At 55.9% G+C, this 14,294-nt stretch carries 10 protein-coding genes; 3 read left to right on the plus strand and 7 right to left on the minus strand.

From position 1 onward, the window contains the following. Positions 1–103: 103 nt before the first annotated feature. Both ACR0C6_RS19005 and ACR0C6_RS19010 read left to right on the plus strand, forming a co-directional pair. Entirely contained in the window at positions 104–1,366 is a 1,263-nt protein-coding gene (locus tag ACR0C6_RS19005; protein WP_480620684.1) for a nucleotide sugar dehydrogenase, read from the plus strand. Further along, on the plus strand, positions 1,353–2,609 hold the full coding sequence (locus ACR0C6_RS19010) for a glycosyltransferase family 4 protein (RefSeq protein ID WP_480620685.1): 1,257 nt from the start codon (positions 1,353–1,355) through the stop codon (positions 2,607–2,609). Before ACR0C6_RS19005 ends, ACR0C6_RS19010 begins: the two co-directional genes overlap by 14 nt. 12 nt (positions 2,610–2,621) lie before the next feature. Here ACR0C6_RS19010 and ACR0C6_RS19015 read toward each other — a convergent pair whose 3' ends face one another. The 7 genes from ACR0C6_RS19015 to ACR0C6_RS19045 form a co-directional block, all read right to left on the minus strand. Next, entirely contained in the window at positions 2,622–3,725 is a 1,104-nt protein-coding gene (locus ACR0C6_RS19015) for an acyltransferase family protein (protein WP_171331834.1), read from the minus strand. A 42-nt stretch (positions 3,726–3,767) separates the two neighbouring features. After that, the gene (locus ACR0C6_RS19020; RefSeq protein ID WP_171331833.1) at positions 3,768–5,315 is read right to left on the minus strand and encodes a hypothetical protein; all 1,548 of its coding nucleotides are present in this window, start codon (positions 5,313–5,315) and stop codon (positions 3,768–3,770) included. A gap of 182 nt (positions 5,316–5,497) precedes the next feature. Further along, on the minus strand, positions 5,498–7,048 hold the full coding sequence (gene xrtD, locus ACR0C6_RS19025) for a VPLPA-CTERM-specific exosortase XrtD (RefSeq protein ID WP_480620687.1): 1,551 nt from the start codon (positions 7,046–7,048) through the stop codon (positions 5,498–5,500). Positions 7,049–7,249: 201 nt separating this feature from the next. Further along, positions 7,250–8,683, minus strand: a complete 1,434-nt coding sequence (locus tag ACR0C6_RS19030) for a hypothetical protein (RefSeq protein ID WP_171233832.1) — start codon at positions 8,681–8,683, stop codon at positions 7,250–7,252. A 156-nt stretch (positions 8,684–8,839) separates the two neighbouring features. After that, positions 8,840–9,451 (minus strand): polysaccharide biosynthesis/export family protein, encoded by a 612-nt coding sequence (locus ACR0C6_RS19035; RefSeq protein WP_170346999.1) that lies wholly within the window; start codon positions 9,449–9,451, stop codon positions 8,840–8,842. 115 nt (positions 9,452–9,566) lie between these two features. Further along, positions 9,567–12,020, minus strand: a complete 2,454-nt coding sequence (locus tag ACR0C6_RS19040) for a tetratricopeptide repeat protein (RefSeq protein ID WP_171331831.1) — start codon at positions 12,018–12,020, stop codon at positions 9,567–9,569. Positions 12,021–12,090: 70 nt separating this feature from the next. Then, a complete protein-coding gene (locus ACR0C6_RS19045) occupies positions 12,091–12,780 on the minus strand; it encodes a sugar transferase (RefSeq protein WP_371809364.1) in 690 nt (229 codons plus the stop codon). Between the two features lie 655 nt (positions 12,781–13,435). Here ACR0C6_RS19045 and ACR0C6_RS19050 point away from each other — a divergent pair. Then, positions 13,436–14,293: an ExeA family protein gene (locus ACR0C6_RS19050; RefSeq protein WP_171120590.1), complete on the plus strand. Its 858-nt coding sequence runs from the start codon at positions 13,436–13,438 to the stop codon at positions 14,291–14,293. The last annotated feature ends 1 nt before the right edge of the window (position 14,294 follow it).

The raw sequence follows: 14,294 nt of genomic DNA on the forward strand, positions 1-14,294 counted from the left end.
TCGCCTCAGTGTCTCAGATTGGATTCTGACTGCGCAAGGGTAACAAGTAGAAGAGACCGGTGTTTTCCGGACCCGGTGCCTGTTTTCAAGATGGTATAACAGTATGAAGATTGCGATTTTTGGTCTGGGGTATGTGGGGTTCACGGCAGCATGCTGTCTGACCCGTGAGGGGCATGAGGTGATCGGCGTCGATGTGAATGCCGACAAGGTCTCGGAAATCAATGCCGGGCAACCCCCGATCAAGGAACCCAAGGTGGCCGAGCTGCTGACCGAGGCGCTTGCAAAGAACCTGATCCGCGCAACGGTTGAAATTCCAGATCTGTCCGATGTGGATCTGGCCATCGTTTGCGTCGGTACGCCCAGTTCCACTGACGGCTCGCACAACATGAATTTCGTGGCCGAGGTGACACGACAGATTGCCAAGGCCGTCTCGCCCGACCGCGCGCGACCGCTGACCGTGGCCTATCGGTCCACCTTCCGGCCGGGCACGGTGCGGCAGCTGATCGAGCCGATCTTTCACAGCTATCTGGGCGATCGGACGGGGCAGGCGATCGAGATTGTCTATAACCCCGAATTCCTGCGCGAGGCGTCGGCGGTGGATGATTTCTTCAACCCGCCCAAGATCGTTGTCGGCACGGCAGATGGAAACCGCTCGGCGGTGATGGACGAAATGCACGAAGGCCTGAATGCACCGGTGTTCTACACCGCCTTTGAAGAGGCCGAGATCACCAAATTCGTCGACAACACCTGGCACGCGACCAAGGTGGCCTTTGCCAATGAGGTAGGCCGCATCTGTCACAGCATGGGCGTGTCGGCCAAAACCATGCACGAGATTTTCGTCTCGGACACCAAGCTGAACATCTCGGCCTATTACACCCGTCCGGGGGGTGCGTTCGGGGGATCCTGCCTGCCCAAGGATGTGCGTGCATTGCAGCATATTGCCGGTGAGGTGGGGGCGCATACGCATCTGATCGACAGCCTGTTGCAGACCAATCAGGCGCATAAAACCTATCAGGCGCAGGATATCATGGCGCGGCTGCCTGATGGGGGCCGGGTGCTGATGGCCGGGCTGGCCTTCAAGGCCGGAACCGATGATCTGCGCGAAAGCCCAAATGTCGATATCGCCCGGCGGCTGTTGCAGGCGGGCTATCAGCTGTCGGTCTATGATCCTGCGATCAAACCGGCCGATCTGCGGGGGCAGAACCTTGGTTATGCCTTTACCCACCTGCCCAACGTGGGCAGCCTGCTGGTGGACCGCGCCACGGCCGAGGCCGGGCCCTGGGATCTGGTGGTCGGTTCAAACCGGATCGTGAATGATCTGAACCTGGGTGATGCAGAGGTGGTAAGAACCTATGAATATGACTAGCCCTGTGCCCGCCGTTCAGCCGATTTCGTTCGAAGAGCTGCGCCAGAGCCAGCCCCTGAAGGGCCTCAAGGTTCTGATCGTGGTGGAAAACCTGCCCGTCCCCTTTGATCGCCGCGTCTGGATGGAGGCGCGCACGCTAGCCGCCGCCGGCGCGCTGGTCTCGGTCATCTGCCCCACCGGCAAGGGCCATGAGGAACGCGTGTGGGAAGATGAAGGCATCAAGGTCTATCGCCACCCGCTGCCGCTGGATGCCAGCGGGGCGCTGGGGTATCTGCTGGAATATGGCGCGGCGCTGTTCTGGGAAAGCTGGCTGTCGCTGAAGATCAAATTCACCCGCGGCTTTCACGTCATCCATGGCTGTAACCCGCCTGATCTGATCTTTCTGGTGGCGCTGCCGTTCAAGCTGTTTGGCGTGCGCTATCTGTTCGATCACCACGACATCAACCCCGAGCTTTACGAGGCCAAGTTCAACAAGCGCGGCTTTTTCTGGAAACTGATGAAGACGTTCGAGCGGCTGACCTTTGCCTCGGCCCGTGTGTCGATTGCCACCAATGAAAGCTATCGCAAGATCGCCATCGAACGCGGCGGCATGGCGCCCGAGGATGTGTTTGTCGTCCGCTCCGGCCCCGATCTGAACCGGTTGCAGCACCTGCCGCCGAACCCGGACTGGCGCAACGGGCGGAAATACATGGTGGGCTATGTCGGTGTCATGGGCGATCAGGAAGGGATCGACCTGCTGCTGGAATCCGTGGCGCATCTGGTCAAGGTTCAGGGCCGCGACGATATCCAGTTCTGCCTTGTGGGCGGGGGTCCCAGCCTGGACAAGCTGCGCGAACAATCTGCTGAAATGGGCCTGTCGGACTATGTCACCTTCACCGGCCGTGCCCCGGATCGGGATCTGTTCGAGATCCTGTCAACCGCCGATGTCTGCGTGAACCCGGATCGGGTGAACGAGATGAACGACAAATCCACCATGAACAAGATCCTCGAATACATGGCCTTCGAAAAACCCATCGTTCAGTTCGACGTGACCGAAGGGCGGTTCTCGGCGCAGGAGGCCTCGCTTTATGCAAAGGCCAACGATCCGGTGGATATGGCCGACAAGATCACCGAATTGCTGGCCGATGACGAACGTCGCGCCGCCATGGGCCGCTATGGGCGTGCCCGGGTCGAGTCCGAGATGGCCTGGCCGCATCAGGTGCCCGCGCTAATCGCGGCGTATCAGCGGATCTGGAAGGGGTAACCGGCCAGAGCGCTACTTTGCTACTTGTTTTGTTCCTGCCTGCCCATGCGCTTTCCTCGGAAACCGAAGCTTCATGGCCGGAGCCTCAATGAAGTGCCATGACAGGACCGCGCATAACAGGGAGAGGGGGAAAGACATCGCCATGTTGATGACTGGCGTCACGACGCCAGACTGCGCCACCAGTTGCTGGATCGGGAACGCGTAGATGTAGACCCCGTAGGAATAGTCGCCAAGCTTGTTGTAGCGCAAGAGAAGCGGGATTTTGACATAGCCGGCAAAAACCACGGCATAAGACAGGCTGATCGCAAAGACAGGTAGAAACAGTGGTGTGAACCAGGCCATAAAGGACAACGCGGCGGACAGGGCCAGCAGCGACCAGGACAATGGTATGTGCCGGCGCCAGATGTAAAAAACCATTCCCGACAGAAAAGGCAGACCAAGCCTTGTGAGGACCTCGATCCTTGGATTCACGTCAATGAATACGACGATGATTGTATAGAAACACAGGAATAACAGCGTTAGACCGGCAAAAATCTTTTTGTTTCCCAAAAATCCAAGCAAGCCACATAAGAGGACGCCCACATAGCAGGTGACCTCGTATGAAAGAGACCAGAGCGAGCCATTGATCGCGGCACCATAGGGGTTGGATTCGAACACGCCTGGCAATGTGTATTGCAGTTTGAACAACAGTATGTTGCGGATGAAGTAGCTGCCGGCTTCGCCCCAAAAAACAGAAGGGGGCGCTTGTGTTAACAGAAGCCCGGCAACCAGAATGGTGATTACGGTTACCACGGCAAGCGCTGGGAACAGCCTCAGGGCTCTGGCGATCAGGAATGATGCTGCAGACGGGTTCCGGTCGAAACTGCGTGTAATGAAAAAACCCGAAATTGCAAAGAAAGCCCATACGCACATCAGACCAAGCGACAGCCCATGCAGTGTGGATTCAAACGGCTGCCCGAACTCGGCGCCCAAACTCAGAGGATAGGCATGTGACACCAGCACAAGACTGGCCGCGATGATCCGGATCAGATTGAAATTGTTATCCCGCCCGTCTGATCGATCTGCGATAAACAGCGCAGGCTTCCCCGAAATCACATGCACATTATGCTCACTCATCTGCGGTTCTCTAGGTCACTGGCACTATCATGGGATACACAATTATTTGGAAGCTGATCTTTGATACAATATCCATGGTGCGGTTGTCGCAAGAATATTGAATCCCTGGATCTTTGGCGGAAACGATTCCGTCGAGCAAACGACAATTGTGTCAGCTTTGGCGTTTGACAATGTGGTTATTGCGGACGGCACTGTATGATGTGCGTCCGAGGCAACGTTCTGAACCACGTTTTGCACCTGGGCCAGCGGCCCGATGATGTGCAGCGGGTGCTGGGTGGGATCGGCGAAGGTGGGGATCGCGGTGCCGTTAAAAATCATGAGAAAGGACAGGGGTCGGCAATTGGGCCGAAAAAAGCGTGGATCCCTGGCGTCTTCGACATAGGCACCCGCGCCCAGGCTACGCGTATCATGGCTGCTCAGTGCCTCAAGATACGAGGCGTAACTTCTGCCGTCCTGATACCATCCGATGCTCAGCACCAGGTTTCGTGCCAGAAAAAGTCCTGCGATCATCGCAATAACGATTTCGCGGGACGGTGATTTCACATCGGGAGCCAGAGACAGGCTTGCGGCCAGAAGCGCCAGAAGTAAAAGCGGGATGCGTTCGCCCAAATGCCCGACACCGAACAGGGTCGGGGGTACGATCAGGATCAGCAGCACGCACAGGGCCACTGCAAGCTTCATGCGTCTGTCGATCTGCAATATCCCGGTCACGAGCCCGCCGATCAGTACGCCCCACAATACGATGCCAAAGCCCCAGTCGATCGATTGCCATGTGGTTTCGGCCACGCGAAGGAAGCCATCAACTCTCAGATAGGCTTCGGTGCTCAGCCGAACCCATAATGTTCCCTGTTCGGCATGGGCGAGAATACTTTCTATCGGTATGGTGCTTCCCGCACTTATGGTTTTCGTTTGGGTAAACAACAGGGTTGGTATGACAGCGACCAGCGCAAGCCTTGAAGCTTTGTAAAAAAGGGTACGCCCCCCCGGGTGACCGGGTCCAAGAGCAAGTGACAGCTCGACCGCACCCAACAGTAACCCCCACAACGCAAAGGCCAGCCCATGAATGAAAAACAGGAGCACACCTATGCACATAGTCACGGTCAATTGCCGGACAGGCCGGCCCTGTGTCGCAATCCAGTATCCGATAGCGCCCAGCAGAACCCCCAATCCAAGCAGGAAATTCGAAAAGCCCCAGATCAGAATATGGTTATACGCCACCAGACCGGCCAAAAAAACGGTCAGTACCGAGAGTTGGCCGTGCAAAACACGTGACAGATACAGAATACCCGCGAACGGGGCCGCAATGATCAACCCCGCTATCAGCTTGGCCCCCAAAAGCGGGGGCAGTACATGCATGATACCTGTGCCTAGAATGTCCAGTCCGAGATTGGGCAGCGGTTGCCAAGCGGCTTCGTAGTTCTGTTGCAACATGACCGAGTCCGGCAACTTGGCCAGAATATAATAGCGGGCAATATGGGCGTAGAAATCTGTCAGCGGTAGAACAGGGGTTACGCACAGGGGAACGAGGCAGGCAAACAGAGTCAGTGCCAGAACCGGGCGCAGTGAACGGCGTCGAAGTGTCGTAATCATTGCTGCCGCAGGCACATTTCCACCCACATACCAAGAACTAAAAAACCTGATCCCTCAGATATCAGTAACAGATCATTGTGCAATCTATAGTGCTTAATGCCATCTGACACCCGGGACGCAATGACTTCAGGGGAAAGATCTGGTGGCCAGGGCGCTGCGATCACATCGAGCTTGCCGTCTTTCTAAAACGGTACAAAGCGCGGCAGGCGATTCAGGCTTGGCTCCATGAAACGTTGCAACCTTGCATCCGCATCCGCTTCGGTTTCGCCGGGCAGGATGGGGGTCACAAACCGGACCAGAGCGCCATCGGTGCGCCCCATGGTAAAGCCGTCCTGAATGACGCTCATCTTGGCGCGGAAATCATTGACCATACGTTTGCCGCGCTGTTCGAACCAGTAATAGACCAGCTGTTTTGACAGCTCTTTCTGGATCACGGCGCGGTTGATTGTAAAGCTGCCATAAGGCGTGTTGCCGGGGTTGATCTCATACGGTTCGAGGCTGAAGATTTCCCAGCCCCCCACCGGCAGGCACACTTCGGGCGAATGGATGCCGTCGCCGTCGGTCTGCTTGTCGTAAAAGGCCACGAACATGTTCACGAAGTCGCCCGAACTGGTGTCGATATAGGTGGCATTGAGGTAATCGCTGGCACCCAGAACCTGTTCAACCTGTGGATCCAACGTGGTGGGCGACCCGGACCAGGGGCCAAGCTGCCGTGGATAGAGAACAAACGGGTCACGTTCCACAGGCCGCACTTCGGAAGCGGGCCGCAGAGTCCAAGCGGTTGAAACCGCAAGCGTCAGAAGGGCCGCAACCGCCAGCGCCACCGATGCGCGAATGCCAAAGATACGCAAGGCAACAGAACCCAGCCCCTGGGTATCCAGATCAATGGTCTCGGCAAAGGGTTGCGGATTCGGCGCCAGGCGCTGCAAGCCGATGGCCATCAAGAACAGAATGGCGACGCAGAGCAGGAAGATGATCCAGCCTTCAAAGAAATGCATGAAGCCTTCAGCCTGCTCGATGCCGTGCTGATTGACCAGCACGCCGATCACGCCAATGCGGATCGAGTTCATCAGCACGGTCAGAGGGGCCGCCGAAACCAGCAAAACCACCTTGTGCCAGATCGGGCCACGGTAAAGCAGGGCAAAGAGATACGAGAAGCTCAGGATCGGGAACAGATAGCGCAGCCCGGAACAGGCCTCGGCCACCTGCAGTTTGTAGACCCCCAGATCGATGATGTTGCCTTCGATGAAAACCGAAACACCGGCCATCTGCACGAACCAGACGCCCAGCTCGGACGAAATCCATTGCAGGAAGATCGTGAGCTTCCAATAGACGAACTGCGGCAGCGGCAGCATGAACACCAGATGCAGCACGGGCAGCTGGTGGTATTTGCCCCGTTGCCAGCCGAACACGGTCAGCATGACGCCGCCCACCCAGATGATCATGGCATAGGTGACGATATCGGGAATACGGGCCAGGTTGCCCAGAATGGCGATGATCAGGGCCGCGGCAATCACAAGCACGCCCGGCCAGCGATCATGCACAACCGGGTTGGGGGGCGGCATATCCCGCAATTCACGCAGGAACAGATACAGCGAGATGATCGGGATCAGCGGGCCATGGCTGTATTCGGGGGTGCTCCAGGCGGCGCCCAGAGACACGATCCCGATCCAGAAGACGGGTATCGATCCAAGCAGCAGCAGGACAAACCAGAACAGCCCGACGGTGTTCATGACCGGCAAGCCTCTTCTGGCCGCTTCAAGGATATTACTGCGGCTGTTTTTCGAATCGAGGTGATGCATCACGGTCCATCATGCACAATAAGGTGCGGCCTGAAATTATGACGGCTCAAGCTCCCGCTATTTTGATCCGTTTTCGGGACATTGGGCGCGGGATGTCCTGATTGTCGATATCATGAACCGCGTGAATGAGCGTCAGGGTTTGAGAGAAAAGCGCCGGCCCAAAGTCAGAAAGACCGAGTTTGAAGTTGCCTTAAAGCCGTTCTGATCGTCCATTTCATATTGGTACCCCACGTTTACGGCCCAGTCTTTCGTGACCGCCCGTGTATAGGACGCACTGAACGTACCGCGCTGGCGCGGGTTGGGTTGACCGGTTCCCTCGTCTTCCTGGTCGATGTAATCGATACTGAAAGACAGCCCCGATACCGGGTTGATGAAATAGTCATATGTCAGAAACACCAGTGTTTCGCGTGTTTCTATGCTCTGCGTACTGGTGCCGACCCGGCGTTGCACCGTTGCCCCGATCCGGGAACTGGCCAGCTGATAGCTGTAGTCGAGCTGCCCGATCGGTGTGACTTCGTCGAATGGTCCTCTGGTCAGGCCCACGTTGAAGCTCAACACGCCGTTGGCGCGCTGAAAACTGCGGCCGGCCGTTGCGTTTATCCGTGACCCATTAACCCCGAATGTCTGGTCAATCTGAAAATCCGCCGAGCCGTCTGGCAGGGTTTTGCTCCATGCGAAATCCCAGACGAAATCCTCGGTTACGGTGTTGGTATTGGTTGTGCGCTGCGTGTCATCCACCTGACTGTAACCGATATTCGCACTGACGGTGGTGACAGGGGATACGTCATAGGTTCCGCCAACTGTCACAACCGTTGTTTGCTCATCGGTTCGCACGTTGTCTTCTGCAGAGAAATCAGTGTAGCCGAGACGCAAGTTGGCCTGAAAAACCGGTGACACCCGCAATGTCGTGATCGCCGTGTAATTGCTTGACTTGTTGTCGAACAGGTTCGGATCGATTGTGTTTGTATAAGTGCGTTCGCTATAGCTGTAGATGAATTGGAACCCGATTGGATCATTCAGGCCGGTTTGCCAATTCAGGTTGCCCAAGGAGTTGACCTGATCCCCGATGGTTCCGGTCACATCGGCGGCATCAATTCTGCCATCCAGATTGGTGTCGGTCAGTGAACGATTAAAAGCCAGATCCTGTTCGCGGTAATCCAATAGCAGGTCAAGCTGGCTGTTCTGGCGCGACCGCTGATACGACAGGCGGGCAGACGGGTCCGCAAAGCTGGAATCCGTCCCGATAATCGGCTCATTGGCGATCCGGTACAGTCCGGAAAGGTCAAGAGCCAATCTCGAATCCGAGGTCTGCTTCAGAATACCCAATGCCAGCGTATTCTCCCACCAGGTCGTGGACCCAAGCGAAGGATCGGTCAGGCGAAGATTGCTGTCATGTCTGAGCGACGAGAGATAATCCAGGGTCACACTCAGGCCGGTCCCGGTCCCAATCTGCTGACCGGTCGGCAGGCCGACCCTTCGGGCCGGGTTTCGTTGTGCCCGTTGTGCGATCAGTTGCTGGCTGGGTGTCTGCTGCACAACCGTCGGTGCGACGGTTGTCTGCTGCACGGATGTTTGCTGTGTCGAGGTTTGTGTTTGCTGCGCAGTCGTTTGCTGTGTCGAGGCCTGCTGCCCGACAGCTGGTGTAAACGAACTTATGACAGCGATCCCGCCCCCCAGAATGGTGGACAGCCTGCTCCTGGATTTCCCCACCTGTATCAGCCCCTATTCGAACAAGCGGCGTGCTGGTACGACAACAACGTCTCCGGGTCTAAGCACTGTATTGCCTTGGATGCCACCGCCCGAGCCTTTGTAGTTATAGGTGTATTTTCTCATCACGCCTGTTTTACTGTCAGCCCGGCGCAATTCGATGCGCTTGCGAGCCGCGAAATTGGTCAGGCCACCGGCCTGAGCCAAAACCTGGAGAATTGTTGTGCCTTCGGTTGCCAGATGCTTGCCGGGCACATTGACCTCACCCATGATGAAAACATCGATGGTTGGTCCGGATGCGGCCTGTCCGCCCAGAAGCGGCGGCGGAGCCAGCGACGCCACTGAAATAAAGACTGTCGGCGGCGTATTGAAATTCGAGGCCAACGCCGATGAGAGCGACGCGCTTAATCCGCTGGTCGACTGACCGGCCGCACGGATCGAGCCGGCAAGCGGAAAGTTGATGGACCCGTCCGGCAGAACCAGAATGGTCCGATTCAGGGTGGGGTCTTCGAGAACTTCAACCTGCAGCGCATCACCCGGTTGGATTTGATAGGATTGCGCCCATGATGCGGTGGCCACGATCATGGTAATGACAAGTGCGGTCAAGGACCCGATGACTGTACGCATATTCAAATCTCTCACTTTTTCCTACTTATGCCTTCCCACAAGCTGCAAAACAATCAGCAGGGAGTCTGATACATACAAGATGCGGCAGAAATGCAGCGGCGTCATTAGCTCTGCGTTAGTGGCTGTTGGTGGGTACAGCGTTCAGCTGTTCAATCTCAGCCTCTACCAATGATGCGACTTCCGTAGAAGCCCCGCTGAAAGCCCTGGCTTTATGGAGAAGACGCAGCGCATCTTCGTTCCGTTCCAAAGCCGCATATGTTTTCCCCAGATGATATAGTACCAGGGGATGCTCAGGGAACGCCGCTGCCGCAGGTTCAAGATAGGCGACCGCCTCTTCATAATTTCCCACCCGGTAGGCGACCCAGCCATATGTTTCTTGAAAGACCGGTTCCTGTGTGCCGCGCAAACGTTGCGCCAAAACTTGCGCGCGCCGCAGGCTCTCCTCATCGTTACGATGTGTTGTCAGCAGGCTTGCAAGATTGTTGGCTACAATCAGAGAGCGATTGGTGATCGGATAGAGCTTTTCGTATGTTGCGATTGCTTGGTCCAGATCCCCGCTGCGTTCGTACTCCGTCGCCTGCAGCATGAGCAAGGCCGGGTTTTCAGGCAGATTGGTCAATGCCTCGGTCAGAATTTCCCTAGCCTGATCGGGCGCGTTCCGTTCCGTTGCCAATCCGTGCAACGCAATCCATGCCCGCGTCGTAGTCGGATATTCCTCAAGAATGACACGGTAGAGCTGCTCAGCCTCACCGCGGTCGCCTTCACTGATCAACGCGCGGGCTTTGATCAGGCGGATTGGCAAAGAATCCGGGTCTTCTGCAAGCAACTGGTCAAGATGGGCGAAGGCTTCGGCCGTCTGCCCCTTTGTAAGCATCAGGCGAACAAGCGCGATATCGGCGGGCAGGCCAAATTCGGGATCATCCGCCAGCTCGTTCAAGAAAGAGGTCAGCTCTTGTGTGCGTTGCTGTGCGGCCAGCATGTGCGCCCTGAGCTCATTCGCGGAGCGCCGTGTTCCCGGGCTGTCCAGATCCCTGATGGCATGAAGGACGGTTTCCAGGCGGTCCCAATCCTGCATGCTCAGATATACTTCTCCCAACAAAAGCAGAAGCTCGGAATGTTCCGGAGTCTGGCGCAGGGCTTGGGCCAAAACACGTTCGGCGATCACCAGATCACCTTCCGCGATCAGAAATCGGACATAGCGCAGCGTTTCGTCCGGTGCGTTCCCCGAAATTTCCGTCGCCAGCGCCAGCATCTCGCCCATCAGTTCTCTGTCTCCGTTGCGCTCATGCGCCTGGGCCATCAGGGTCATCAATTGCGGGTCACGCGGCGCCTGACCGAGCGCTTCGCGCAAAAGCACAATCGCATCGCCGGTCTTGTCCTCGTCAATCAGCCAGGACGCCTTGAACTTGAGAGCGCTGACCTGGGCTGCATCCTCGGACAGGACTTTTTCCACCAAAGCGCGGGCTTCATCGGGCTGGCCGACCTGGAACAGCATGAGGGCAAATTCTGCCTCACTAGCGCGGGTCTGTATGTTTCTTTCCGCGCCTTCCAGCAGTGTCTGCATCTCGGCGATCGCGGCTTGTTCATCACCCGATCGGAATTTCAGCGCTGCACGCACCGTCTTGAATTGGAACGTGTTCGGGCCGTTCTGAGCGATGATCGTATCCAGCTCGGCAATTGCCGCTGCAGAGTCGCGGTTATCGTTCAGAAAGGCGATCAACCGCTGTGTCGGCATGTGATCTTCAGCGAGCGGATCCACCTCGGCCCGCAGCATCTGTTCTGCCGCATCCAGATTCCCCTGATCGATATAATGTTCCACAAGCAACTGCTCGACGCCCTCATCGTCAGGGAATGTCACGGCCATCTGCCGAAGAAACGCCTCGATTTCTGCGGGCATATCCAGTTCCTGAAGCGCGCGGAGCCGGATTCCATAAAGGCTTTCTTCCATTGGATCGGTGGCTATGGCCACCTCTGTTTCCTGCAGAACACCCGGCCAGTCCTCATCGCGGATCAGATGGTCAATTACGATCTGGCGCGCGGTCATCAGTTCCGGATGGCTTTTGATCATCTCGCGGGCTCTATGGACGGCTACGTCCACACTTGCGAAATCCCCATCCCTGACCGCGTCTGTATAAGCCAGCATATTATTGATGGATTTGATTTCGATATCATCCGGAGCCAGAGCACTTGCCAATGCGCCGTGACGCCTGACATCTTCCCAATTCCCCACTTCCAGAGCCATCTCGGCAAGGCTCCGATGGCCCTCAAGGTTGTCTGGGTACTGTTCTATCAGCCGCAGATACTGACCATATGCAACCGGGATGTTGCCGCGCTCGCGCTCCACCCTGGCAAAGGTCAGTCGCGCTTCTTTATGCTGGCCGTTGAGGTTGAAAACATTTCTGAACTCAACAAGTGCGCGCTCTACATCACCGGCTTCCAGATGTGCCAGCCCGGCCTGGAAATGCGCTTCGGCCCGCTCCTCGGCCGAGTCGCACGCGCTCAGCAGGAGCGTCGCCGCAAAAAGAGCTGCGATCAGCCGTGCGCCAATAGGAGGTACGATCCAGTTCATTGCTGTTCTCCTGCAAAACTTAAGGAAAAAGCATACAACCAATCAACCTGTTCGGCTGCATGGCCCGTTCTCAGCAACCCGTGCCGCGCAGGACAACAAAGATGGTCTGGAACACGATTGAAACATCTGTACTGAACGACATGCTTTTCCAATATTCGGTATCGTGAAACGCACGCTCAGCAAATGTGGACTGATTGCGTTTCGAAACCTGCCAGGGTCCCGAAAGGCCGGGGCGCATGGCGGTATAGAATTTTCCAGGATAAAGTTCTTTCTGGTTCACCATCATCGGGCGGGGGCCGACCACGGACATTTCACCGATAAAAACGTTCCAGAACTGCGGCAGCTCATCCATCGAGGATTTGCGCAGGAAAGTTCCGAACTTGATGATACGCGGGTCATTGCGCAGCTTCTGATCACGGTCCCATTCTTCCTGGGCTTCGGGGTTCTTCGCCAGATGTTCCTGAAGCACGGTTTCAGCATCATGGACCATGGTGCGCAACTTAAGCATCTTGAAGGCTTTGCCATTCTTGCCGACACGTTCCTGCCGATAAAACGGAGTCACGCCCTGGCATGCAAGAAACGCGGCCAGCAACAGCACCACCGGCACGACAAAAGGCGCTGCAAGCACTGCGAACGCTATGTCAAAAAGACGCTTGCCCCCGCTTCTGTATATTCCTGGATATGACACTGCAGCAGGCACAACAGAAATACCGGAGTAGCCCGCGCCAGCGTTGGCCACTTCTTTCGAATGACTTGTCACTATTTAAACCCCCAACACACACAATTACTCACGAACCACTCACCAAACTTACGAACCGAACACGCTCGACCTCAACCACATATATTTAAAATCTTATATTTTTATACCACTTCGACCCTGCACTTACTCACTTGCGAGGCCGCTTTCCCGTATCCAACTGTTAACAAATTCCACCTGCCTTGCAAAACATTAATGCTGGCGAACGTGTTCTCTGGTCGCTGAATACAGGTGCTTTTTTACAGTATCGTGAAGATACGATCAGCTGATTGGCCGCAAATTCATGAACTTTCGTTTCCCCGTGGGACACAATGAGCGAAAATTCCACCCTTTAGGTTTGATTTCCGCCCTTAGAATCTTTTTTAATGTGTGATCGCATCAGGTTCTGGTCGCCTCTTTTTTGGTCAACCTAATAAGGACGCAACGGAAACAATCGCACCGATCACTTCAGATTGAGAAAGTGGGAAGGTCAATTCACCGCGTGTGCAGTTTAGTGGTGCCTGCTATCTTGATTTTGTGACAAACTAGTACCCAAGTACTTTTTGTTTATGTGATGTGTTCGTTGTGTAAGGGATTTCTGGTGGTTCAGAGTATGAGTTTGGATAATCTCCGGGGGGCCAGTACGAGGTTTGACAAGGCAGAAGGCAACCGAGGTGCAATGGCGTCCAGCGACGGGTTTTATCTAGATTATTTCGGGCTTGACCGACGGCCCTTCACGCTGCTTCCGGATCCCGGATTCATGTACTGGTCGCCGTTGCACAAGCGCGGTTACTCGGTCCTGCAATTCGGCATCATGAGCTGTGCGCCCATCACCGTGCTGACCGGGGAAATCGGGGCCGGGAAAACCACCCTGATACAGCATCTCCTCAGCGAGATGGAGCAGTCGATCACGGTTGGGCTGATCTCGAATGCGCAAGGCGGTCGCGGAGAGCTGCTGCAATGGGTCCTGCACGCGCTGGGTCTGCCGATCGAGGCGGATGCAAGCTATGTACAGATATTCCGGGCGCTGCAGGATTTCCTGGTCGCGGAATATGCCGAGGGCCGGCGGGTGGTTCTGATCTTTGACGAAGCGCAGAACCTGACCGTCGAAGGGTTGGAAGAAATCCGGATGCTGACCAATATCAACTCGAATACGGATGAGCTGATCCAGCTTGTTCTGGTTGGTCAGCCTGAATTGCGCGACATGGTTCTTGATCCCAAGATGCGCCAGCTGACACAGCGCGTTGCCGCAAGTTTTCATCTTGAACGGATGGATGAGTCTTCGGTCAAAGCCTATATCAGACATAGGATGAAAACGGCTGGCGGTTCAGGCGATGAGTTCACCGAAGAGGCCTGCAAGCAGATTTTCACACAAACGCGCGGTGTTCCGCGACTTGTAAATCAGTTCTGCGACTTTGCCCTGCTTTATGCCTGGACGAATGAGGCCGAGAAAGTGGATGAAGAGGTTGTGGAGCAAGTGGTCAAAGATGGCGTGTTCTTTGGCGGAAACTCACTCGAGAAGGAGCTGACAGTCTGAT

This window comes from Ruegeria sp. AL12 (assembly GCF_056540885.1).

Bases quoted from the DNA above. Each gene is read 5' to 3' on its own strand.
- ACR0C6_RS19020 (WP_171331833.1), bottom strand. From the start codon at position 5,315: ATGATTACGACACTTCGACGCCGTTCACTGCGCCCGGTTCTGGCACTG.
- xrtD (WP_480620687.1), bottom strand. From the start codon at position 7,048: ATGAACACCGTCGGGCTGTTCTGGTTTGTCCTGCTGCTGCTTGGATCG.
- ACR0C6_RS19050 (WP_171120590.1), top strand. From the start codon at position 13,436: ATGGCGTCCAGCGACGGGTTTTATCTAGATTATTTCGGGCTTGACCGA.
- ACR0C6_RS19035 (WP_170346999.1), bottom strand. From the start codon at position 9,451: ATGCGTACAGTCATCGGGTCCTTGACCGCACTTGTCATTACCATGATC.
- ACR0C6_RS19015 (WP_171331834.1), bottom strand. From the start codon at position 3,725: ATGAGTGAGCATAATGTGCATGTGATTTCGGGGAAGCCTGCGCTGTTT.
- ACR0C6_RS19040 (WP_171331831.1), bottom strand. From the start codon at position 12,020: ATGAACTGGATCGTACCTCCTATTGGCGCACGGCTGATCGCAGCTCTT.
- ACR0C6_RS19005 (WP_480620684.1), top strand. From the start codon at position 104: ATGAAGATTGCGATTTTTGGTCTGGGGTATGTGGGGTTCACGGCAGCA.
- ACR0C6_RS19010 (WP_480620685.1), top strand. From the start codon at position 1,353: ATGAATATGACTAGCCCTGTGCCCGCCGTTCAGCCGATTTCGTTCGAA.